The 21,934-nt window shown below is 70.9% G+C and carries 20 protein-coding genes; 9 read left to right on the top strand and 11 right to left on the bottom strand.

From position 1 onward, the window contains the following. The 6 genes from DEJ11_RS13650 to DEJ11_RS13625 form a co-directional block, all read right to left on the bottom strand. The gene (locus DEJ11_RS13650) at positions 1-1,221 is read right to left on the bottom strand and encodes an ABC transporter permease (RefSeq protein ID WP_111105253.1); all 1,221 of its coding nucleotides are present in this window, start codon (positions 1,219-1,221) and stop codon (positions 1-3) included. After that, positions 1,218-2,153 (bottom strand): ABC transporter ATP-binding protein, encoded by a 936-nt coding sequence (locus DEJ11_RS13645; protein WP_111105252.1) that lies wholly within the window; start codon positions 2,151-2,153, stop codon positions 1,218-1,220. Before DEJ11_RS13645 ends, DEJ11_RS13650 begins: the two co-directional genes overlap by 4 nt. A gap of 231 nt (positions 2,154-2,384) precedes the next feature. Further along, entirely contained in the window at positions 2,385-4,043 is a 1,659-nt protein-coding gene (locus DEJ11_RS13640) for a glycoside hydrolase family 13 protein (RefSeq protein WP_111047205.1), read from the bottom strand. Between the two features lie 101 nt (positions 4,044-4,144). Next, positions 4,145-5,059: a carbohydrate ABC transporter permease gene (locus DEJ11_RS13635; protein WP_071405176.1), complete on the bottom strand. Its 915-nt coding sequence runs from the start codon at positions 5,057-5,059 to the stop codon at positions 4,145-4,147. Next, complete coding sequence (locus tag DEJ11_RS13630) at positions 5,059-6,015, bottom strand: carbohydrate ABC transporter permease (protein WP_111087341.1); 957 nt, start codon at positions 6,013-6,015, stop codon at positions 5,059-5,061. The genes DEJ11_RS13635 and DEJ11_RS13630 overlap by 1 nt, the downstream gene beginning before the upstream one ends. Before the next feature lie 12 nt (positions 6,016-6,027). Further along, positions 6,028-7,326 carry an ABC transporter substrate-binding protein gene (locus tag DEJ11_RS13625; RefSeq protein ID WP_111055491.1) on the bottom strand — a complete coding sequence of 433 codons (1,299 nt, stop codon included), beginning with the start codon at positions 7,324-7,326 and terminating at the stop codon, positions 6,028-6,030. Between the two features lie 132 nt (positions 7,327-7,458). Between DEJ11_RS13625 and DEJ11_RS13620 the strand changes: the two genes are divergently transcribed. After that, entirely contained in the window at positions 7,459-8,688 is a 1,230-nt protein-coding gene (locus DEJ11_RS13620; RefSeq protein ID WP_111105251.1) for an ROK family protein, read from the top strand. Here the strand turns inward: DEJ11_RS13620 and DEJ11_RS13615 are convergent. After that, a complete protein-coding gene (locus DEJ11_RS13615; RefSeq protein ID WP_258370608.1) occupies positions 8,600-9,292 on the bottom strand; it encodes an NUDIX hydrolase in 693 nt (230 codons plus the stop codon). The genes DEJ11_RS13620 and DEJ11_RS13615 overlap by 89 nt on opposite strands. Positions 9,293-9,475: 183 nt before the next feature. Here DEJ11_RS13615 and DEJ11_RS13610 point away from each other — a divergent pair, with 183 nt between their 5' ends. From DEJ11_RS13610 to DEJ11_RS13600, 3 genes are read left to right on the top strand one after another with little or no spacing between them, the layout of a single operon-like run. Continuing rightward, positions 9,476-10,807: an alpha/beta hydrolase gene (locus tag DEJ11_RS13610; protein WP_111105250.1), complete on the top strand. Its 1,332-nt coding sequence runs from the start codon at positions 9,476-9,478 to the stop codon at positions 10,805-10,807. Positions 10,808-10,851: 44 nt separating this feature from the next. Beyond that, entirely contained in the window at positions 10,852-13,311 is a 2,460-nt protein-coding gene (locus DEJ11_RS13605) for a bifunctional lysylphosphatidylglycerol flippase/synthetase MprF (protein ID WP_111105249.1), read from the top strand. 38 nt (positions 13,312-13,349) lie between these two features. After that, a complete protein-coding gene (locus DEJ11_RS13600) occupies positions 13,350-13,883 on the top strand; it encodes a hypothetical protein (protein ID WP_111105248.1) in 534 nt (177 codons plus the stop codon). 191 nt (positions 13,884-14,074) lie between these two features. Here DEJ11_RS13600 and DEJ11_RS13595 read toward each other — a convergent pair whose 3' ends face one another. From DEJ11_RS13595 to DEJ11_RS13580, 4 genes are all read right to left on the bottom strand, one after another. Next, complete coding sequence (locus tag DEJ11_RS13595; protein ID WP_111105247.1) at positions 14,075-14,434, bottom strand: hypothetical protein; 360 nt, start codon at positions 14,432-14,434, stop codon at positions 14,075-14,077. 79 nt (positions 14,435-14,513) lie between these two features. After that, a complete protein-coding gene (locus DEJ11_RS13590; protein ID WP_111029948.1) occupies positions 14,514-15,764 on the bottom strand; it encodes an MFS transporter in 1,251 nt (416 codons plus the stop codon). Beyond that, positions 15,749-16,321: an ArsR/SmtB family transcription factor gene (locus tag DEJ11_RS13585; protein ID WP_111105246.1), complete on the bottom strand. Its 573-nt coding sequence runs from the start codon at positions 16,319-16,321 to the stop codon at positions 15,749-15,751. Before DEJ11_RS13585 ends, DEJ11_RS13590 begins: the two co-directional genes overlap by 16 nt. A 71-nt stretch (positions 16,322-16,392) precedes the next feature. Further along, the gene (locus tag DEJ11_RS13580; RefSeq protein WP_111105245.1) at positions 16,393-17,520 is read right to left on the bottom strand and encodes an FAD-dependent monooxygenase; all 1,128 of its coding nucleotides are present in this window, start codon (positions 17,518-17,520) and stop codon (positions 16,393-16,395) included. 104 nt (positions 17,521-17,624) lie between these two features. On the opposite strand from DEJ11_RS13580, the gene DEJ11_RS13575 reads away from it, so the two are divergent. The 5 genes from DEJ11_RS13575 to DEJ11_RS13555 all read left to right on the top strand — a co-directional run bounded on the left by DEJ11_RS13575 (position 17,625) and on the right by DEJ11_RS13555 (position 21,911). Continuing rightward, a complete protein-coding gene (locus DEJ11_RS13575) occupies positions 17,625-18,257 on the top strand; it encodes a TetR/AcrR family transcriptional regulator (RefSeq protein ID WP_111105244.1) in 633 nt (210 codons plus the stop codon). A 158-nt stretch (positions 18,258-18,415) separates the two neighbouring features. Further along, positions 18,416-19,510, top strand: a complete 1,095-nt coding sequence (locus DEJ11_RS13570; RefSeq protein WP_111105243.1) for an SGNH/GDSL hydrolase family protein — start codon at positions 18,416-18,418, stop codon at positions 19,508-19,510. 180 nt (positions 19,511-19,690) lie between these two features. After that, entirely contained in the window at positions 19,691-20,116 is a 426-nt protein-coding gene (locus tag DEJ11_RS13565; RefSeq protein WP_111029953.1) for a hypothetical protein, read from the top strand. A gap of 76 nt (positions 20,117-20,192) precedes the next feature. Beyond that, positions 20,193-21,002, top strand: coding sequence for a hypothetical protein (locus DEJ11_RS13560; protein WP_111105242.1), 810 nt, complete (start codon positions 20,193-20,195; stop codon positions 21,000-21,002). Positions 21,003-21,281: 279 nt separating this feature from the next. After that, positions 21,282-21,911 (top strand): hypothetical protein, encoded by a 630-nt coding sequence (locus DEJ11_RS13555; RefSeq protein WP_146250118.1) that lies wholly within the window; start codon positions 21,282-21,284, stop codon positions 21,909-21,911. The last annotated feature ends 23 nt before the right edge of the window (positions 21,912-21,934 follow it).

The following is a 21,934-nucleotide window of genomic DNA, read 5'->3' as shown; positions in this document are numbered from 1 at the left end:
TCAGCCCCGCCGCCCCCGCCGCCACGACAGCATCTGCCGCACCGTCACCTTCGACCCGTACTGCGCGACCGAGTGCCGGAACAGGTACTCCGCGAACCACAGCAGCAGCCCGGCGACGACGAACACCTCGACGATGCAGACCACCGACTCTGTCACGGTCAAGGCCCCGACGGCGTTCCGCACCATCGCGGTGATCGGGGTGAAGGTCGGGAAGTACGTGAAGAACTGCGCGACGGGCGACGTCGGCGTCGTCATCACGAAGAACGCCGCGTACAGGGGGATGATCAGCGCGAAGATCGCTGCCGACTGCAGGGCCGAGGCGTCCTTGATCGACGGGACGGCGGCCCCGACGGCGACGAACAGCCCGGACGCCAGCAGCACCCCGCCGACGAGCAGCAGCGCCCCGGTCACCATCCGCCACGGGTCGACGGTCAGCCCACCGAGCTGCGACGACACCAGCGGCAGGGCGACGAGCAGCCCGACCAGGCCGGGCACGACGAACACGCTGACCTGCACGAAGCCGACGAGCAGCATCGCGATGACCTTGCCGCGGATCAGGTCGCCCGCGGTCACCGTGGTCAGGATCATCTCGGAGATGCGGTTCTCCTTCTCCTCGACCACGACGGTGACCATCCGGGCGGCGAGCAGGATGACGAGCCCGAAGAACGCGGCGACGAACAGGAACGGCGGCACGACGGACAACCAGCCCGGTGCAACCCGGCCGTCGGCGTAGGTGGTGACGTCGGTGGCGGGCGGACTGCGGAGCAGCTCCACGGTCTCGGGGTCGTCGACCGACGCGGCGACGCTCTGCTCGAGCACCCGCTCGGCCAGCGACGAGTAGACCCCGTTCGCGAAGAGTCCGCGGTCGGCGGCGTCGACCCGGATGGCCGTCGTGGACGGCGACGACGGGAACACGATGAAGGCGTCGAGGTCACCGGATCGAACGGCTGCACGGTCGGCGGCGGCGTCGGTGGAGGGGGTCCCGCCCCACTTCGCGGCCACGGACTCCGACACCAGGCCGGACTCGTCGACGTAGTGGAACGGGGTCTTCGTGGCCGACGACCCGGACACCACGGAGTTGGTGCCGGCTGCCTGTCCGATGCCCACGAGCAACGAGACGACCACGATGACGACCGGCAGCGCGAGGGTGCCGATCCAGAACGCGGGCTTCTTGACCGCGCGGACGAACTCGAACCGGACGACCGTGCCGAGGTTGCTCATGCCGCTGCCCCGTCGGTCGACGCCGCAGCCAGGGCGTCGTGCCCGTAGACCTGCACGAAGATCTCGTCGAGCGGGATCCGGCGCATCTCGAACGCGGTGACGTGCACCCCGGCCGCGACCAGTTCTGCCAGGACGTCCGCACCGTCCGGAGCGGCGGCCTGGGTCGGGACGAGGTAGGCGACGTGCCCCTCGTGGCGGGCGAGCCGGTACAGCGGTGACTTCGGTACGGGGCCGTCGAGCCCCACGCGGGCGACGGCGCCGCCGAAGGCGTCCTGCACGTCGGGCACGGATCCGTACGCGGCGGCCCGCCCGTCCTTGAGCAGCAGGATGCGGTCGCAGAGCCGCTCGACCTCGTCCATGTGGTGCGTCACGAGGACCACGGTCGCGCCGTCGGCCTTCCGTTCGTCGACCAGGTCGAGCAGGAGCCGCCGGTTCACGGGGTCGAGGCCCTTGGTCGGTTCGTCGAGGATGAGCAGCCGCGGCTGGTCCATGATCGTGATGCCGAGCTGCACCTTCTGCTGCTGCCCGCCGGACAGCTTGTCGACGCGCAGCTTCGCGCGGTCGGCGAGTCCCACCCGGGCCAGGTAGTCCATGCTCCACGCGGTCGCCTCGGCGCCGCGGACTCCGCGCAGGCGCCCGAAGTAGGTCATCACGTCGATGACGGACTCCTTGCGGTACAGCCCGCGCTCTTCGGGCAGGTAGCCGATGCCGCCGGTGGCCGGTCGGTAGGGGCGGCCGTCGATCGTCAGCGTGCCCGCCGTCGGGGTGGTGATGCCGAGCAGGGCCCGGATCGTCGTGGTCTTGCCGGAGCCGTTGCTGCCGAGCAGCCCGAACGTCTCCCCGGGGGCGACGTCGAACGACAGCCCGTCGACCACGTTGCGGTCCCCGAACCGCATCACGAAGTCCTGCACGCTGATGCTCGCCCCGCTCATGCGGCGACCCTACCGGGACTTCCTTCCCAGAACGGCCGCGATGGGATGCGAGAACGGGCGTACCTGGTCGGAACTCTCGACCCGGTACGCCCGTTGCCGGCAGGTACGCCCGTTTCCGCCGGGTACGCCCGTCTCGCCCAGGTACGCCCCGACAGGCGGACGGGAGGCGCGGTGCCAGCTGGCACCGCGCCTCCCGTCCGTCGTCCGGTCGCGCCCAGGGCGCGGGTCGCGTCAGGAACGCAACCAGGCCGTCCCCACGCCCGACAGGGCGCCGTCGACCACGGGGGCCGAGGCGAGCAGCAGCTCGCCGGCCGGCAGCGCGAAGGGCTCGTCGCCGAAGACCGTCACGCTCGTCCAGCCGTTCGGCCGACGGAACGCGAGCACGTCGTCGCGGCCGGTCTCGATCCACTCGAGCTGTTCCTCGGACTGCAGCTGGCCACGCAGGCCGAGCGCCTTCCGGTACAGGTTCAGGGTGGAGTCGGGGTCGGCGTCCTCGGCCTCGACGCTGGAGTCGGCGAACCACGCCGGCTGCGGCAGGTGCGAGCCGTCCGGACCGAAGCCGAACGACGAGCCGGTGCGCGTCCACGGGATCGGCACACGGCAGCCGTCACGACCGACGTCGACGCCCGGGTTGCGGAAGAACGCCGGGTCCTGGCGGTCGGCGTCCGGGATGTCGCCGACCTCGTGCAGCCCGAGCTCCTCGCCCTGGTACAGGTAGGCGGAGCCGGGCAGGGCGAGCTCGAGCAGCGTTGCGGCCTGCGCGCGACGGAGGCCGAGCGACCGGTCGAGCGCGTCCTGCGAGCCACCGGCGAGCAGCCAGGCGCTGCCCTGCTTGTCGGTGCCGCCGGCGCGGGGCGGCAGGGCGTAGCGGGTGGCGTGCCGGACGACGTCGTGGTTCGAGAACACCCACGTGGTCGACGAGCCGGACTGCTCGGCGAGGCCGAGGTTGAACTCGATGATCGTGCGGAACTGGCCGGCGTCGAAGTCGGCCTCGAGCAGGTCGAAGTTGAACGCCTGACCGAGTCCCTCGGCGCTGGCGTAGCGGGCGCGGCGGTGGGCGGGGACCCAGGCCTCGGCGACCGCGGTGCGGGCCGGCGTGTACTCGTTGAAGACCGTCCGCCACTCGGCGTAGATCTCGTGCACGTCGTCGCGGTCCCAGAGCGGGTGCGTGCCGTCCTTCGGCATCTCGGCGAGCTCGGCCCAGGTGGGCAGGGTCTCGCCCAGGTCCTTCGCGAGGCCGTGGGCCACGTCGATGCGGAAGCCGTCGACACCGCGGTCGGACCAGAAGCGCAGGGTGTGCAGGAAGTCGTCGCGGACCTCGCGGTTCGCCCAGTTCAGGTCGGGCTGCTCCTTCGCGAAGCTGTGCAGGTACCACTGACCGTCGCCGACGGCGGTCCAGGCCGGGCCACCGAAGATCGAGATCCAGTCGGCGGGGGCTTCCTCGCCGGACGGTCCGCTGCCGTCGCGGAACACGTAGCGGTCGCGGGCGGGGGAGCCCTTGGGCGCTGCGAGCGCCTCGCGGAACCACTCGTGCCGGTCGCTCGTGTGGTTCGGGACGACGTCGACGATCACCCGGATGCCGGCGGCGTGCAGTGCCTCGACCATCCGGTCGAAGTCGTCGAGGGTGCCGAGGCGCGGGTCGACGTCGCGGTAGTCGTCGACGTCGTAGCCGCCGTCGGCCAGGGCGGACGGGTAGAAGGGGCTGAGCCAGACGGCCTCGATGCCGAGCGAGGCCAGGTAGGGCACCCGCTCGGTGATGCCGGGCAGGTCGCCGATGCCGTCGCCGTTCGCGTCGGCGAACGAGCGGGGGTAGATCTGGTAGACGCTGGCCTGGCGCCACCAGGTCTCGTCGTGCGAGGTGGTGGCGGGCTGGGCGAGGGTGTCGGTCACGTCGGGCCTTTCGTGGGTCGAGGGGTTCGTCGGGTTCGAGGGGTGTGTGTCGGTCGGGACCGCACCGGCGATCGCGGTCGGGCCCGCACCGGCGGTGTCGGTCACTTGATGGCCCCCTGGGTCACGCCGGCCATCACCCACCGCTGGGTGACGAGGTAGACGATGATCGCCGGGGCCATCGCCATCAGGTACGAGGCGAACGACACGTTGTAGTTGTTGCTGAACTGCGTCTGGAACATCTGCTGCAGCACCGGCAGGGTCTGCAGCGCCGGGTCGGAGGTGATCAGCGACGGCATCACGAAGTCGTTCCAGGACGCGAGGAACGCGAAGATGCCGACGGTGGCGCTCATCGGTGCCAGCAGCGGGAACACGAGTCGCCAGAACACCTGCCCCGTGCTCGCACCGTCGATGCGTGCACTCTCCTCCAGTTCCGCCGGGATCGACCGCAGGAAGGCGGTGAAGAGCAGCACGCTGAAGGACAGCTGGAACATGACGTGCAGGATCGCGACGCCGAGCGGGTTGTCCAGGTGCGCGAGTCCGGTGAGCTTCACCTGCGACAGTGCGAGCACCGGGAACGGCAGGAACATCGCCGCGAGCAGGTAGAAGAACGACCAGCGGAACAGCCGGCGGTCCCAGTTCCGGGCGATCGCGTAGGCCGTGAACGAGGCGAGCAGGATCGTGCCGACGACGGTGATCGCGGCGACGAACACCGAGACCCCGAACGCCCGCGGGAAGTCGGTCAGCTGCCACGCCTGCACGAAGCCGTCGACGCTGAACGGCGCCGGCAGTGAGAACGCGTTGCCGTCGACCGCCTGGCCGGTGGTCTTGAACGCCATCGTCAGGGTGACGTACAGCGGCACGAGCACCGACAGCGCACACAGCACGAGGACGACGGTGACGGGCCAGTTGGAACGACCGCGGCCGGCCTTGCCAGAGCCGGAGGACCGGTCGGCGTCGACGGAACGGATGCTGCCGGTCGCGGTGGTCCCCGGTCGCAGGGGTGCTTGCAGGGACATCAGAGCGCTGCCTTCCCGCGGGTCGCCCGCAGCTGGATCACGGCGATGACGACCGCGATGACGAAGAAGATCGTGGCGTTCGCCATCTGGTAGGCGTAGTCGCCGCCGTTGAAGCCCTTGAAGATCGACATCGCGACACTGGTGGTCGAGGTGCCGGGGCCGCCGTCGGTCAGGCCGACGATGATGTCGTACGAGTTCAGGAAGTTCTTGAACCCGATGACCAGGTTGATCAGGATGTAGCCCGCCGTCAGCGGCGCGGTGATCGAGATGAGCTGCCGCCACGCGCTGGCACCGTCGAGGGCCGCTGCCTCGTACACCTCGCCGGGGATGGAGAGGACGCCGGCGATGTAGATGAGGAGCGTCGACGGGATCGCCTGCCACGCGGTGACGACCACGATCGCCAGCCAGGCCAGGTCGGGGTTCGCCAGGATGCTCTGCTCGAGCGGCCCGAAGCCGATCGCGGTGGCGAAGGCCGGCAGGCTGTTCGCGAACAGGAACGAGAACACGTAGGCGATGACGATGCCCGAGATCACCATCGGCAGCACGAACACCGCACGCAGGGCGATCTTGCCGCGGATCTTCGACGTCAGTGCGATGGCCAGCAGGAACGCGATCGCGTTCACGACGATCACGGTGACGAGCGAGAACCCGAGCGTGAACAGGTACGCCTGCAGGATCGCGGGGTCGGAGAACACCGCGATGTAGTTGGTGAGCCCGGTGAACCGGAACTCGCCGAAGCCGACGGAGTTCGTGAAGCTCAGCACGATGCCCATCACCGCCGGCAGCGTGATGGCGAGCGTGAAGAGCACCAGGGTGGGCAGCAGGAACGCCAGGAAGAGCGGGTCGACGCGGGGCTTGCGTCGTCCGTCCCGTCGTCCGGCCTGGAGGCCCGGTGCGGCTCCGCCACGGCGGCGGCGGTCCGCCGTCGTGATGGATTCGGTGGTCGTGGTTGCCATTCGGACGTCTCCTTACGCGGCCGTGCGGAGCGCGAGACGCGCCCAGTCGGCGTCGAGGGTGCGGAGCTGGCGCTGCGGGTCGCCGCCGAAGGCGATCGACTGCGCGTAGTTCGCGACCGGGATCTCGGCGGGGATGAGCTGCGAGGCGCCGAGGTAGAAGGCTGCGTCGTCGTAGTACGACTGCATGCCGCGGAGGGCGGGGTTCGACGCCGGGGGAGCGTCCTTGCGGACCCCGAAGCCGTTGTTGTCCGCGTTGTACTTGTCGTTGACCTGCTTGGTCATCAGGAACGACAGGAACTCGCGGGCGGCCTCCTGCTTGCGCGACGCCTCCGGGATCCAGAGCGCCAGGTCGACGTTCACGCGGACCTTGCGGTCGGCCGGGTCGTCGGTGACGGGGAGCGGGAAGGTGCCGAGGTCCATGTCCTTCGTGGTCTTGGCGATCTCGCCGAGGGCCCACGGCCCCTGCAGGTACATGCCCGCCTTGCCCTGGGCGAAGGCGAGGTTGCCGTCGCCGTACCCGCGGCTCGCGGCGCCGTCCTGGTGCCAGGCGCGGAGCTGCACCATGCGCTCCATCGGCTTCCGCAGGTCGCGCTCGAACGAGACCGCGGACCCTTCTCCGACGTTCGTGCCCTCGCGCCGGAGTGCCTCGAAGGTCGCCGGGGTGTCGATCATGCCGCCGATCGAGTAGTCGAACATGCCCTGGGCGATCGTCCAGTTGTCCTTGAACGTGCCGTAGATCGGCGCGATGCCGGCCTTGGTCAGCCGCTCGCACACGTCGGCGAACTCGCTCCACGTCGTCGGGACCTCGAGCCCCTGCTGCGCGAAGAGCGCCTTGTTGTAGATCACCGACGCCGCCGTCACCGAGTACGGCAGGGCGCTCTTCCGGCCGGGGTAGTCGGCGGTCTGCTCCATGAGCGGCCACAGGTCGGGGTTGATGGTGTCGGCCTGCGGCAGGTCGGACAGGTCGGTCAGCGCGCCGTGCTCGACGAACGGCACGACCGAGAAGTTGTAGTTCCAGCAGCCGAGGTCCGGCGGCCGGTTCCGCACGAAGTTCGCGGACATGCTCGAGGTCGAGTCGCGCACGACCCGGACCTTCGACTGGCTCTGGTGGAACTGCGCGATGACGTCGTCGAAGTAGCCGATGACCTCGGGCTTCGACACGTAGAACGTGATGGTCTCCGGCTTGGCGCTCGAGGACCCGATCGGGGCGCATCCGGCGAGCGCGAGGCCCGCCCCGATGCCGCCCGCTCCCAGCAGGAACCCGCGTCGGCTGACCGATGCTGCGCTCCTGGCGGTGGCGTGTGCTTGCACGTCGTCTCCGTCCGTCCGGACCCGGCGTCCCTGCCGTTCCGTCCCGCGAGCGGCTCCGATGCTGCCCGCGGAACTAAATGTAGCGAGAAAATCTAATTCCGCAAGGAACTCGTCGCGCGATAGGGTCACGACATGCCGCCACCCCGTGGAACGAGCGCAGAGACGCTGCTCGCGTACGCCTTCGACTCGTCGGCGTTCACCGCGACCGAGGCGATCGACGCCACCGGGCTGACCCGGTCGACCGTGCTGGGCGCGGCCGAGGAGCTCGTGCGGCTCGGCTGGCTCCGCGAGCTCGACGACGCCCGGGCCGCGGGGGAGTACCGGATGGGACGCCCCGCCCGCCGCTACGAGCTCGACACGGTCGCCGGGGTCGTCGTCGGTGTGGACGCCGGCCAGCACCGGGTCACCGCCTTCGTCGCCGACCTGCGCGGCACGGTGCTCGGTCGCGCCGAGGGGTCGCTCGGAGAATCAGGCCTCGACGTGCCCGTTCGACTCGGGGTCCTCGCCGACACCGTGGTCGCCGCCCTCGCCTCGGCCGACGTCGACCGCGGACGGGTCCTGGTCACGGTCGTGGGCATCCCGGCGCCGGTCGACGCCGCCGGTGCCTCGCCCGACGACGGCGGCTTCTGGGTCCGGATGAACCCGGGGTTCGCCGACGCCGTGCCGGACGGGCGGGTGCTGGTCGAGAACGACGCGAACCTCGCCGCGCTCGCCGAGCGGCCGTCCTCGGGTGACGCCTCGTTCGCGGCGCTGCTGTCCGGCGAACGCTTCGGCGCAGGCCTCGTCGTCGACGGCGTCCTGCTGCGCGGTGCCCACGGTGGCGCCGGGGAGATGCGGGTGCTCGAACTCGTCGAGGGTGTCGGCTCGTCCGACGGCATCGGCGCCGTCGCCCGCACCTTCGTGGCCGACGCCGTCGCCGCCGGGCACATCCCCGCGGACGCCGCGCTCGCCGCGGACGCCGCCCTGGTGTTCGCGGCCGCACGGAGCGGCGATCCGGTCGCGCGCACGATCGTCGACCGTCTGGGGGACCGCCTGGCCCGGGTCTGCATCCTGCTCGCGAGCCTGCTCGACATCGACCGCGTGGTGGTCGCCGGCGCGATCGCCCAGCCCGCGGTCGCCGTCATCGACCGCGCGCGCGAGCTGCTCGCGAAGGGGCACTTCGACCCGGTGCCGGAACTCGTCGCGTCGTCGCTCGGGGCCGACGTCGTCGTCATCGGGGCCGTGGCCCACGCGGTCGACGCGGTGCGGGCCGACCCGCTGTCGTTCCCGCTGCTCAGCCGGGCAGCGGCACCTCGTGGTTCCGGTCCCACGGTTCCGTCCAGCCGAGTCGGTCGAACAGTGCATCCAGCAGCATCGCGGTGAAGCCCCACACCAGGTGCTCGTCCCCGTCGGCCTCGATGGTGAACGCCGGTCCGCGCCACTCCTGACCACTGCGGCGGATCACGGTCACGCCGCGGTTCGCCGGGTCGAGCAGGTCGGCCACGGGGACCCGGAACACCGCCGCCGACTCGTGCTCGTCGACGACGCGGATCGGTGAGGGGTCGCGCCACCAGCCGATGACGGGCCGGACCAGGTGGTTCGAGAACGCCAGGGGCACGGCCGGCAGGGTGCCGAGCACCTCGACGCCGGCGGGTTCGAGCCCCGTCTCCTCCTGTGCCTCGCGGAGTGCGGCGGCGACGGCGTCCGCGTCACCGGGGTCGATGCGTCCACCGGGGAACGCGACCTCGCCGGCGTGCGCGCGCAGGGTCGTGGCCCGGGCGAGGAGCAGGACGTCGAGGTCCCGCGGGACACCGGGCGCTGCCGCCGGTCGGTCACTCGGCGTGTGGTCGAGCGCGCCGAAGAGCATCAGGACCGCGGCCCGACGTGGTGCAGCCGTGCCGCCGGGTTCGACGAGCGGCCCACCGTCCCCCCAGCCGTCCGCTGCGACCGCCGCGAGAGCAGCCCGTACCGATCCGTCGTGCGTCACCCGTTCACCCTAGGTGCGCGCCACCGAGAGGCCCGGCGGCGGCACCGCACCGGACGCTTCGCTGGGTGTCGGTCGAGTGGGGTCTGGGAGCCGCACAGGTGGGAGCTGTGCGAACCGGAAGCGCCTCGGTGCCCCGTTCGCAGCGGGCCGCCGCCACGATTGCACCGTCCGCCGGGAGGCCCCATGTTCCACGATCTGCTCCGTCCCCTGTTCCACGTCGCCGTCGTCGCACCGTCCGTGCTCGTCCCGGTGGACGTCGCCGCGGGGCTCCTCACCGTCGCCGCGCTGCTGCCGGCGTTCGGTCGTCACTCCCGGCATCCGGTCCGGGGCCTGCTCTGGCGACTCGGCGCCGTGGCTGTCGGCGGCGCGATCGGGCTGGTCGCGGTGTGGTGGTTCGGGGACGTGCAGGACCTGTACGGGGTGTCGTTCACCCCGATCACCCGGATGTGGGTGGCCCTTGCCTTCGGCGGTGTCGGGCTCCTCGTCGTGACGGTCGTCCAGGGCGGCTGGCTCCGCCGCGTGCTCGGCGTGCTCGCGGCGGTGGCGGTGGCCCTGGCCGCCGTCCTCGGCGTCAACGTCGACTTCGGGGCGTACCGCACGATCGAGCAGGCCGTCACGACCGATCCGTACCCGTCTGGTCCGCTGGGACACGAGACGGGGGTGGGACGCGCCTCCAGTCCGGTGGTCGACCCGGCCACCTGGCGGGCGCCCGCCGACATGCCGCGACGCGGGAAGGTGCTCTCGGTCGCCATCCCGTCGACCGTCTCCCACTTCCACGCACGACCGGCGGTCGTGTACCTGCCGCCGGCCGCCCTGACCGAGCGACCACCGACCCTGCCGGTCCTCATCAGCCTGGCCGGGCAACCCGGGCAGCCGAGCGACATGTTCCAGACCGGTCGGCTCGGCGCGGTGATGGACGCGTTCGCCGAGGCCCACCACGGACTCGCCCCGATCGTCGTCGCGCCGGATCAACTCGGGGCACCGGACCGGAACCCGATGTGCGTCGACTCGTCCCTCGGCCGTTCCGCGACGTACATCATGACCGACACCACGAACTGGATCCGGCAGCACCTGCGCGTCGGGGCAGCGCCCTCGGCCTGGGGCATCGTCGGGTTCTCGCAGGGAGCCACGTGTGCCATGCAGTTCTCCACCGCACACCCCGGCGTGTTCGGCACGACCTTCGCCATCTCGAGCGAGCTCGCACCCCTGAACGGCTCCGTCCAGCACAGCATCCGGTACGGGTTCGGCGGCTCGGCCTCGCGGTACGCCGCAGCGGCACCGCGGGCGATCATGCGTGCGCACGGTCCCTACCCCGGGCACCTGACCGTCTTCGCCTACGGCAGTGAGGACAAGCCCTACGTCGCCTCGACCACGGCGCTCCGCACGGCTGCGGAGGCCGCCGGCATCCGGACCCAGCTGTTCGTGTCCGAGGGTTCCGCCCATGACTGGAACACCGTCCGCTACGCCCTGCGCGTCGGGATGCCCGGCGTCATCGCGCACCTGGGCCTGCGGTGAGCGCGGTGGTCGCGGCCCTCGCGTGGGCGCATCCGAGACGGCTCGTGCCGGCAGCCCGTCGGTACCCGCTGACGAGCGTCGTCTCGGCCCTGACGATCGTCGCCGGCATCGCCGCCGTGGTGCTCAGGTGCCTCGGCGCAAAGGACGGTCGAACGCCTGACACCCTGGGCGGGACGATGGGTCCGCTCGGCGTGGTCGCGGTGACGAGCAGCGTCGTCGGGTTCCTCGTCACCTTCGTTGCGGTCGTGGTCTGCACCGCGGCGTCCGAACGGCTGCTCGGCTGGCGACGCGCCCTGCTCGCGATGGTCGTCACGACCGTGGTGGGAACAGGGCTCGGCGCCCTGCTGCAGCTGTTCGACGGCGCCCCGGCGAACCGCGGCTTCCTCGTGCACCTGGGACACGTCGGCCCCTGGACCTGGATCGTCGGCACCATCGTCACCGCGAGCGCGTTCGCCGGCGCGCTGTGGCGACGCCGGATCCGGGTGGTGTCGATCGCCGTCGTCGCGGCACTGCTGCTCTACGCCGGACACGCGTCCGACCTGCACGCTGCGCTCGCCCTGGTCGTCGGCCTGGTGCTCGGCCGCGTGCTGCGACGGTCCCCGGTGCGGAGCGGCTGGACCCGGAGCTCCTCACGCGAGACCCGGGTGCTGCTGGTGGCCGCGGTGACCGTGTCGGCCGTCGGGCCCGTCCTCGCGCTCGTCACCGGTGCCCAGTTCGGGCTGCTCGCCCCGCTCGCCGTGGTGCTCGACACCGGGCCGACCGGACAGATGCCGCACTGCTCGGTGACCGGGGTGACCGCCAGCTGCGTCCGGGCGCTCGCCGAGGTGCACCCGCACGGCCTGTTCCACTCGCTGCTGGCCGTGATGCCGCTCGTGGTCCTGGCGGTCGGCGCCGTGGGTCTGCGGCGTGGGAGCCGGTTCGCACTGTGGCTCGTCGCGACCGTCGACCTGGTCTCCGGCGTCGCGACCGCCGTCTCGTACGGGGTGCTGCCCGAACGCCACCACGCCGTCGTGCAGCGCCTGGCGTCGGACCACCTCGCGGTCTCGCTCTCGATCGCCGCGTCGGTGCTGGTGCCGATCGCGACCGCCGTGGTGCTCGTCCTGCGCCGCGCGGACTTCCCGGTCCGGACCGACCAGCGACGACTCCGGACCTTCGTCCTGACGGTCGCGGGTTCGGCCGTGGTGCTCGCGGTCGTCGTCGTCGGTGTCGCCGTGGCTTCGGGCGACAGCGTGCGCGAGCCCCTCCACCTGGCGCTCGCCGTGCTCGGCCCGATCGCCCCCGTGACCCTGCCGACGCACCTGGCGCAGGCCGACCCGGCGCTGCGGTTCGTCGTGGGTGTCTCCGGCCCGCTCCTGTGGCTCGCGGTGGCGATCGCCGCGGTCCGGCCGACCGGGGCCGGACGCTCGGACAGCGACCTCGACGGGCAGGACGCCGCTCGGGTGGCCGCTCGGGCCCTGCTGGTCGCGGGCGGTGGTGACACCTTCGGGTGGATGACCACCTGGCCCGGCAACGAGTACTGGTTCACCGAGGACGGCCGCGCCGGTGTCGCCTACCACCGCACCGGGAGCGTCGCCGTGACGACCGGTGGCCCCTTCGGACACGAGGACGCACGGCTGACGGCACTCGAGGGCTTCGCACGGGCCGCGGACGACCACGGCTGGACGCCCGTCTTCTACGGCATCGACGCCACCCTCGGCGCTGCACTCGCCCGACTCGGTTGGACGACCCTTCCCGTGGCCGAGGACGCCGACCTCGACCCGCGCACCTGGACGACGACGGGCAAGCGCAAGCAGGACGTCCGCACGGCCGTCAACAAGGCCGCACGATCCGGCACCACCGCGCTCTGGTCGGACTGGGCCTCGCTGCCCGGCTCGGTCACGCGCCAGATCGAGGCGATCTCGGAGGAGTGGGTCGCCGAGCGCGAACTGCCCGAGATGGGGTTCACCCTGGGCGGGATCGACGAGATGCGCGACCCCGCTGTCCGGACGCTCGTCGCACTGGGCGGGGACGGCACGGTGCTCGCCGTCACCAGCTGGCTACCCGCCTACCGCGCCGGGCAGGTGGTCGGGTGGACGCTCGACGTGATGCGCCGCGCCCCGGATGCCCCGAACGGTGTGATGGAGTTCCTGGTCGCGAGTGCGGTCGACCGGATGCGCGCCGACGGTGCCGAGCGGCTCAGCCTGTCCGCGGCCCCGCTCGCGTCGTCGGCCGAGCCGCAGGGTGCCGGCCGGAGCGGCGTCGAATCGTTCCTCGACGTCGTCGGCGGCGCGCTCGAGCCCGTCTACGGGTTCCGCTCCCTGCTGCGCTTCAAGGCGAAGTTCGGGCCCGACCTGCACCCCCTGGTGATGGCGTACCCGGACCCGGTGGCGCTGCCCACGATCGGCGTCGCGATCGTCCGTACCTACCTGCCGGGGCTGTCGCTGCGCCAGGCGGTGGCGATCGTGCGGGAGCGGCGTCCGGCACGCGGGGTCCGGGCCGAGCCGTCGGCGGAACGAGTGGGCTGACCCGGGCGGGCCCGCCGCACCGTCGGTACGTTCGGAGCATGGGAACCGAACGGGCCGACGGACCGGCCGTGGACGAGCACGATCCGTACGAACGCCGCCCCGGTTACGTCACGAGTGCCGACGGCCGGACCGACCGGATGACCTCGGACATGTTCGTGGGCATCGCGGTCGGCTTCGTCCTGGTGATGGTCTTCGGGTTCTTCCAGCTCGTCGAGTGGATCGCGATCGGAGCGGCCGTGGTCATCGGCGCGGCGGTGTGGTTGGTCCTGCGCAGCCGGAGACGGCGTGCAGATCGCCGCGCTGGTCGGTCGCCGGACGCCGTCCCGCGTGCTCGGGACCGGGCGATCGCCGAAGCGAACGGCGGTCGCCGGTTCTTCGTCGCCCAGAACCCGGTCGTCGTCATCGTGATGGGGGCGATCTTCATCGGCGTCGCGGTCGCGCCGCTGCTGTTCGGCGGGGTCTCCGTCGGTCGGATCGTGACCGGGGTCATCGTCGTCGCGAGCGGCGTCGTCTGCATCGTGCAGGGGATCGGCACGCTGCGGGTTCGCCGTCGGGAGCGCAGCAGCGGCTGAACCCTGGTCGTCAAGCATCTGGGGGCCGGTGGAGGTCTGCGGCTCGACGAACGGCGGCCCCGAGACCTGCCAGACCTACTGGCCCTGGGAAGCCTGACGCGTCGTCGACGCGACCACAGGGCGGACGGGAGGCGCGGTGCCAGCTGGCACCGTCCCTCCAGGCACGGCCGCCTCGGGTGGTCTTCCGGGCGTCAGGGCGAGGGCTCGCGCGACCAGTAGTCCGCTCGGACCACGAGGAGCTCGCCCTGGACGTCCGAAGTCAGGTTGACGACACGGGGATCCCACAGCGTCCCGGGCAGCCTCGCGAACGGCTCGGTGCCCAACGTCGTCGACAGTTCGGACGGGCTCACTCCCGTCGGCGGCTGCACGGACACGACCGACCAACATCCACCGGAAGCGCACTCCTCGTCCTCGTGGACCACCCTGCTCCCGGCCGGCAGGGGGATCGACGACGACGTCGGCACGTCGCCCTCCGTCGCCCCCGCGAACAGCAGTGCGGCGCGCAGACCGATGAACAGGACGGCCGCGGCAGCCACGACCAGAACGGTCACGACGATCGCTCGTCGGGTGTCCGTCCGATGCCTGGTCACCTCCGCAGCCTCGGCGGCGGTTCGGGCGGACCACCGGACGTCAAGCCGCCGACACCGTGACCGAGCGGCGTTCCATCAGCCGCCATGATCCGCCGAGCAGCGGCGTGAGCGTCACGACCGTGTACACGACCGCGACGACGGCGAAGGTGGCCTCGACCCCCACACCGTCGGCAGCGAGCCCGGCGAGCAGGCCGCCGACGGGGATGCCCGCCCACGCGCCGGCACCGAGCAGGCCGAACACCCGCGCGCGCATGTGCTCCGGGATCCGCTCGAGCTCGACGGCTCCGAGGATCGGGTTGATCGACCCGGCCGCCAGCCCGGACAGCGCAGCCGAGGCGAGCATCCACGGCAGGCCGAGCCCGAGCGCCGGGACCACCAGGGACGGCCCGCCGGCGAGCACGAAGCACAGGGCGAAGACCAACCGCCGTGGCACGCGGTGCGCCACGTACCCGAAGGCGACGGAGCCGAGGAACGCCGCACCCCCGAAGACACCGGTGACGAGCCCGAGCGCCTGCGCGCCGCCGAGCTGCTGGTCGGCGTAGAGCGGCAGGAGCGTGGTCGAGCGTGCGGCGTCGAGCAGGTTCGTCACGAGCACCAGCGCGACCACGAGCCGGAACAGGGGATCGCGGACGCAGAACCGGAACCCGTCGGCGATGTCGCGCCAGTACCCCTGCGACTCCACGGGCTCGCCGGACGCGACCGGCGCCACCGCACCGCGGACCGTCAGCGCCATGAGCATCGCGGCTGCCCCGAAGGCGATCGCCACGCAGGCGAGACCCGGCATCGGACCGAGGACGGCGACCAGGGTCCCGCCGAGGGGCGCACCGATCAGCACCGACAGCCGTGACGACGCCTCGAAGTGGCCGACGGCACGTTCGAGCGGCACGCCTGCCGCGGTCGCGAGCCCCGGCAGGAGCACCCGTCGGGCGGACTCACCCGGGGTGTCGAACAGCCCGCTGACGAACACGAGCGCGAGGAGCGCCCAGAACGGCAGACCGACGGTCCAGGCGAGCACCGGCATCGCGAGCAGGGTGAGCCCGCTGACGACGTCGGACGCGACACTCGAGCGGACGAAGCCGACCCGCTCCACGATGGCACCGCCGAACGGGCCGCCGAGCACGATCGGCACCGTCGCCATGAACGCGGCGATGCCGACGTCGGTGGCGGAGCCGCCACGCGCGAGGACGGCGAACGGCACGGTGATGGTGGTGATGACGTTCCCGATGCGCGACACCACCTGCACCGCGAGCAGTGCGCGCAGTTGCGCCCGGGGGCTCAGCCGCGAGGCCATCGGTATGCCTGGTTCAGCACGAAGACCTGCTCGGAGCCGTCGCCGGCGTGGTGCTCGGCAGCGACACCAGCCCAGCGGTCCACGACGCCGCGGAGTTCCTCGCCCATGTCCTGGAGCTCGGCTGCCGTCAGGCGGAGCACGCGATCCGAGCTCGAGGACGCCGACACCCACTCGCGTCCGAGCGTCGGCGCGAGGTCGACGAACGCCTCGTAGTTCGCGGCGTACACGCGGGCGACCGCGTGGTCGAGGGTGTTGGTGGCGAGCAACCGCTCCGGGTCGTCGAGCGCATCGGCGAGCTCCCACACGGAGGCGTCGTGCGCGGCTCGCCACCAGCGCTCACGTCGGTCCGTGCCCGCGTCGGGAGCGGGTTCGATGAAGCCCGCGGCGGCGAGTCGGGTGCAGTGGTAGCTGATCGTGCCGGGCGCTTCGTCGATCACCTCGCCGATCGTCGCGGCGGTTTGCGGGCCGTTCGCACGCAACAGGCCGAGGATGCGCAGGCGTGTCGGGTGAGCGAGGGCGCGCATCTGGGCGGGGTCGTCGATCCGTCCTTGGGTCATGGTGCGACCCTATACGCACAAGAAGTCTTGTGGAATTGTTCCGAACAGGCGCCACCGCGGGGCGTCCGTACTCAGCGGTCGAGCAGCATCCTGTTGCGCGCATCGATCTGGTCCGCGGTCGCGGGGAAGTAGCTGCTGACACCGATGTGCTCGGCGTCGTGCTGTACCGCCTCGACGACCGGCCGGAGCGCGCGCTCGTAGTCAGCGAACGCCTGGTCGACATCACCGTCCGCGTCTCGGAGGGCGTCGTGGAGTGCGGCGGCGCCGATGATGGCGAGCGAGCCGCCCATCCCGGCGGCCGGGGAAGGGCAGTAACCGGCGTCGCCGACGAGTGCGACGCGGCCGGACGTCCACGCCGGCATCTTGATCTGGCTGAGCTTGTCGAAGTAGAAGGTCTCGGCGCCGATGGCTTCGTCGACGTGGTCCGAGAACGGCGAACCGGCCCGGAGCATGTGCTCGCAGAGGATGCGCTTCTGTGCCGCTTCGTCGTGGTGGTCGAAGGGGATCTCCTGCTCGGAGCGGAAGCCGAGGACGAGGTCGGTGGTGGTGTCGTACGAGTTGACCAGCATCGTGACGCCCGGTGCGTTGGTGATCTGGGTTGTCTGCGGTTCGATGACGAGGTCGTCGAGGGTGGCGACGGAGTAGTACGTCCGCAGGAAGTGGCTGTACCGCGCTTCCTGCCCGAAGTGCAGTCGACGCACTGTGGAGTGGTTGCCGTCGCAACCGAACACCATCGAGAAGTCCCGTTCGGTTCCGTCGCGGAAGGTGACGTGCACGCGCTCTTCGTCGGTCTGGTGCAGGGACGTGACCGAGTTGTTCCACAGCATCTCCACCTCGCCCTCGGTCGCGGCGGCGAGGATGTCGAGCAGGTCGTCGCGGTGGATCTCGTAGCCGTCGCCCGTCGATCCGGCCGAGGGCGGCACGGGATCCATCCGCGCGATGCGGTCTCCCTCCGGCGTCGTGAACTCCGTCACCCGCGGCGCCAGCGCCTTCGCCGAGATCTGCTCGAGCAGGCCCATCCGATCGACGATCGCGATGGTGTCGTCGCGGATGTCGACCGGGGTGCCGCCTCGCTTCAACCCGGGAGCGACCTCGACGATCGAGACGTCGTACCCGAGCCGACGCATCCACAGCGCGGTCGTGAGCCCAGCGAAACTCGCTCCTGCGATGAGGACCTGTTCCTGTGTCTGCGTGGTCATCGATCGTCCTCGTTCCTCGGTATCCACCGAACTTGTAGTGACTCTAAGTTCGGCCAACGTACCAGAACTTTGGGTCACTCAACGTTTCGTGTCAGACTCGGGGGATGGTGGAGTCGAGCGAGGGTGTTCCGTCGGGGCTGCGAGAGCGCAAGAAACGAGAGACCCGCGAGCGCCTGGGGGATGTTGCTGCACGGCTGTTCGCGGAGCACGGGTACGACGAGGTGTCGATCTCAGACGTGGCCCGAGCTGCAGGCGTCTCGGATCAGACCGTCTACAACTACTTCCCGACCAAACCCGATCTGGTGTTCGACCGAGCCGACGAGGTGCTCGAGAAGATCCGAGCTGCGGTTGCTGACCGAGGTGCGCACCAGTCGCCGGCGGAAGCGATGCGCACCATCGTCATCGAGGACGTCGATCGGTACGTCGCAGAGGATCCGGCTCTGGCGCGAGGGGAGTTCCCGGCGCAGTGCCGGCTCAGCGCGGTGCTCCGTCGACGGGCGCTGGAGTTCTACGAAGAGGTCACGTCCGCGGTGGCAGCAGAACTGGCGGACACGGGTTTCGACTCGATGACCCGGCGTGCTCAGGCGGCCGCCCTCGTGGCCGTCGTGCAGCAGACCACCGAGGCCATCGGCGACGCGGTCCTCGCGGATGCCGACCGGGAATCGACCCGCAAGCGCTTGGTGGACACGGCCGGAGCGGCGCTTGACCACCTGTCCACCTGGTGCGCGCTGGCCTGATCCACGTCGAAGGACAGGACACGACAGGACAGGACGGGTGCGCGGAGCGCATCCCATGCACCTTGTGGCCCTCTCATGGCGCGGGACGCCCCGCCGACCTACCGTCTACTTGTCAGACGATCGTCTGTCGAATAGGCCCCCTGGAAGGAACCTGCTCCATGCGTCACGCTCCTCGCCTCCGCCGGACCAACGCGCTGCTGATCACCAGCGGCGTCCTCACGGCGGCAGCGCTCGCTGTCGGGGCGGCCGGGCCCGTCTCCGCGGCCAACGCCGACGGCGCGGCGCCCACACAGTCCGTGGCCGCCGCCAGCGGTGACAACTACGTGGCCCTCGGCGACTCGTACGCGGGCGGCTTCGGCGTCGCCCCCTACAGCTCGGGTCCGGCAGCCGGCTGCTTCCAGTCCACCACCGACTACCCGCACCAGGTCGCAGCGTCACTGGGACTCCAGCTCGACGACCGTGCCTGCGCCGGTGCCACCACCGGCAACATCTCCCGGGTCGCGCAGAAGACCGGAGCCGGAAGTGCCACCGCGCCCGTCCAGGCCGACGCGCTCTCCAAGGACACGGACGTCGTCACGGTGTCGATCGGCGGGAACGACCTGGGGTTCTCCGGCGTCATCGCGAACTGCGTCGCGCTGGACAAGGCCGGCCCGGTGTTCTCGGAGATCCACGGGAAGACCTACGACCACTGCAAGGACTACTACGCACCGGTCGTGCACGGCGTCACGCGGGATCGTCTCGCATCGCGCATCCGCACCGTCGTGGCACCGCGGCTCGCGTCGACGTTCCGCGTGATCGCGCAACGTGCTCCGCAGGCGAAGGTGTTCGTCGTCGGCTACCCGATGATCGCGCCGGGTGCGGCGCAGGCCCCGAAGGGATGTTTCTCGAGCCTCCTCGGTGACTCCGGTCTCGAGCCGCCGTTCCCGCAGAACGCGTTCCCCTTCACCGCGACCGACACCGCCTACTTCCACCGCACCCAGAACGCGCTCGACGCAGCGGTCAAGGCTGCGGCGAAGGCTCGTGGGTTCACCTACGTCTCGACGCTCCAGGGCTCTGCCGCGCACACCCCCTGTGCCGCGTCGGGTTCCGCCTGGATGGCGGGACTCACCCTGACCGATCGCGGCACCGCCGCGAACAGCACGCCGCTGGCCGGGACGAAGTACAGCATCCTCTTCGGCGCACTCCACCCGAACGCCGCCGGCATCGCGTACCTGCGTGACCAGACCAAGGCCGCGATCGTCCGATCGCGCTGACGCACCAGCGCCTGCTCGTCGCGTCGTCGACGCGACCATCATGCGGACGGGAGGCCCGTTGCCAGCTGGCAGCGGGCCTCCCGTCCGTCTGGTGTGGACCATCGGGCGTCAGGTCGCCAGCGCTCGACATGTTGTCGGACCGTGACCCGGCAGGGCGTCTCGTTGAGCCATGCTCGTCCTGTGCAGAAGCCACTGGTCCTCGCCGCCGCCGGACTCGCGCTGGTCGCGCTGCCGCTCCTGTCGGCGTGCAGCGAGCAGCCAGCTGACCCCATCGCGTCCGCCCGCACACTCGCCGATGCGCCCGAGTGGGTCAGCAACCCGAGCGGTACCGACTGCGGTGACGTGGAGCTCGAGGCCGACGGTGCGCTCCCTGCCGAGAGCCTGCGGTGTCTGCGGGACGCGAGCGAAGCGGGCGAGGTGGCCTCGCTCCAGTGGGTCCGGTGGACGACCGAGGGTGATCCGACCCCGTCCTTCGTCCGGACGGCTGGTGCAGGGGCCACGGTGGCGTCGACTGCGGCGTACGACACCTACGGCCAGGGTGGGTGGAGCGAGTACGGGTGCACGGACATCGCGGCGTTGCCGGGCTGCTCGGACGTGGGGGAGTAGGGGCGGTTCCGGTTGCGGATGGTCTTCGGAGACTGCTTTTCCTGAGTGAAGGCGTTCGCCGTGGGATGCTGATGCGGTGATCCTGCTGACCGAAGCCCTGCGAGGCGATTGGCTCGTGAAGCGAGCCGGTCGATGGGCGACCGTCGGCGGTGTCGCTGGCACGGGCTTCGAGGCGTACGCGCGGCTGCTGCACCCGGTGGATGCGCACCGTACTGACCCGAACACGGTCGACGAGTGGGGCAATCCCGTCGATGTTGAGCACACGCGTTGGCGGTGGGCTGAGGTTGCGCGCCGTAACGGCCGGGTGATGCATCCCCTGGTGCAGTGGTTCCGCATCAGCGATGACGAGCACACGAGGGACTGGTCGGATGGGTGGAGTGTCGGTCAGTCCGACGATGGGTGGTTCAACCCGGAGGACCTCGCGGTCCTGACCACGCATCTGCGGGCCGCGACGCGGAACCCGGACGACCTGGTCATCGGAGCATGGGAAGGCACCGGCAACCCGCCATGGGCCGAAGGAGGCCGGAACGCGCGCGCGCGGGCTCGCATGCAGATGCCGTGGCCCGGTCGGGACATGTGGTTGTTCAGCTCGAGCCTGCGCGAGCTTGCTGACCCATCGTGGGCGCAGCGCTCCGTCCCCGGATGGGGATGCAGTCGCCCCCAGCAGGAAGGGCCCTACACGTCGCTGATCTGGCCCGGGGATCACACCTGGGTCGTCGCTTCCGAGGAAGACTGGGACTCGACGATCGTCGCCGGCTCACGCGCACTCGTCGACAGCATCCTCGCGGACGATCACTTCGAGGCCTTCGAGGTGCACGAAGACGACGACCTGAGCTGGGACGGCGATCTCCTCAACCCCCGCCAACAGCCGACGTCAGAGCTCTGAGGTGACCAGACCCCGGTGGTGACGAGTCACCACACAACACGGTGCTCGGTGTCTTCGCGACTGAGTCCGAAGCGTCGAAGTTCAGCGACGAGGTAGAAGCACGATTCCCGCTGGGAGTCATCTACTCGCGCTTCGGGGCTGCGCCGGCGCGAACTCCGAATCGGCCTTGCTGGTTACCGCAAGATCGGTGAGGAACCGTCGTGTGGGCCGACGGTCCGGCAGTACGGTCCGGGAACAGCCTGACTCGAGGCTGCGAGAAGCCGACCCGAAGGCGACCCGATGGACAACTGCGACGAGCGACGGCCTGGCGCCCTTGCGTTCACGAAGCATCTCGGCGAGCAGTTCGGCGGTGATCTCCGGCGGACAAGAGCAGCTCCGGTCGCGCCACGACTCCACGGCGCGGTGAAGGCGACTGCCGTGCGAGCGCACACCGCCGGCGGCTCGAACGGCGGAATCCGTCAGGTCGTTGCTGATCCAGTCACGTTGCGGTTCGAGACGGCGAGCACGGGGCTGTCCCTCGCCGGCCTGGGTGTCGCGATCGGATGCGGAGTCGCGCGCACGATCGGCCAGCAGATCCTGCCAGTCGCGAGGATCGTGGATCCCGAGGCGGGCGACGCGGAGCTCGACGAACGCGGCGTGTTCGAGGCACAGCTCGCCGAGGTGCTCACGGAGTCCCGGCCTCTCGTCGTCGAACTCGCTGCAGAGGAGCTGGCGGCGGACACCATCATCATGCCCGTCGTCGGTGATCGCGTGCACTACAGCAGGGGTTCCGGGCACCTCATCGGGCTGCAGGGAGTCGTCGTTGAGTCCGAAGACCGACAAGCCCTGCCGCGCGGGCTGCGGTCCGTGCAGCTCGACGGTGAGGCGTGGCCGATCGTCGTCACGGTGGTGTCCCTGGACCGGATCTAGCTGTTGCTGCGAACAGGAGCCGG

Origin of the sequence: Curtobacterium sp. MCLR17_058, assembly GCF_003234705.2 — a bacterium.
Lineage (GTDB): Bacteria > Actinomycetota > Actinomycetes > Actinomycetales > Microbacteriaceae > Curtobacterium > Curtobacterium flaccumfaciens.
Note: the sequence above shows the minus strand (reverse complement) of the source record. Positions and strands in the feature narration are given on the sequence as shown.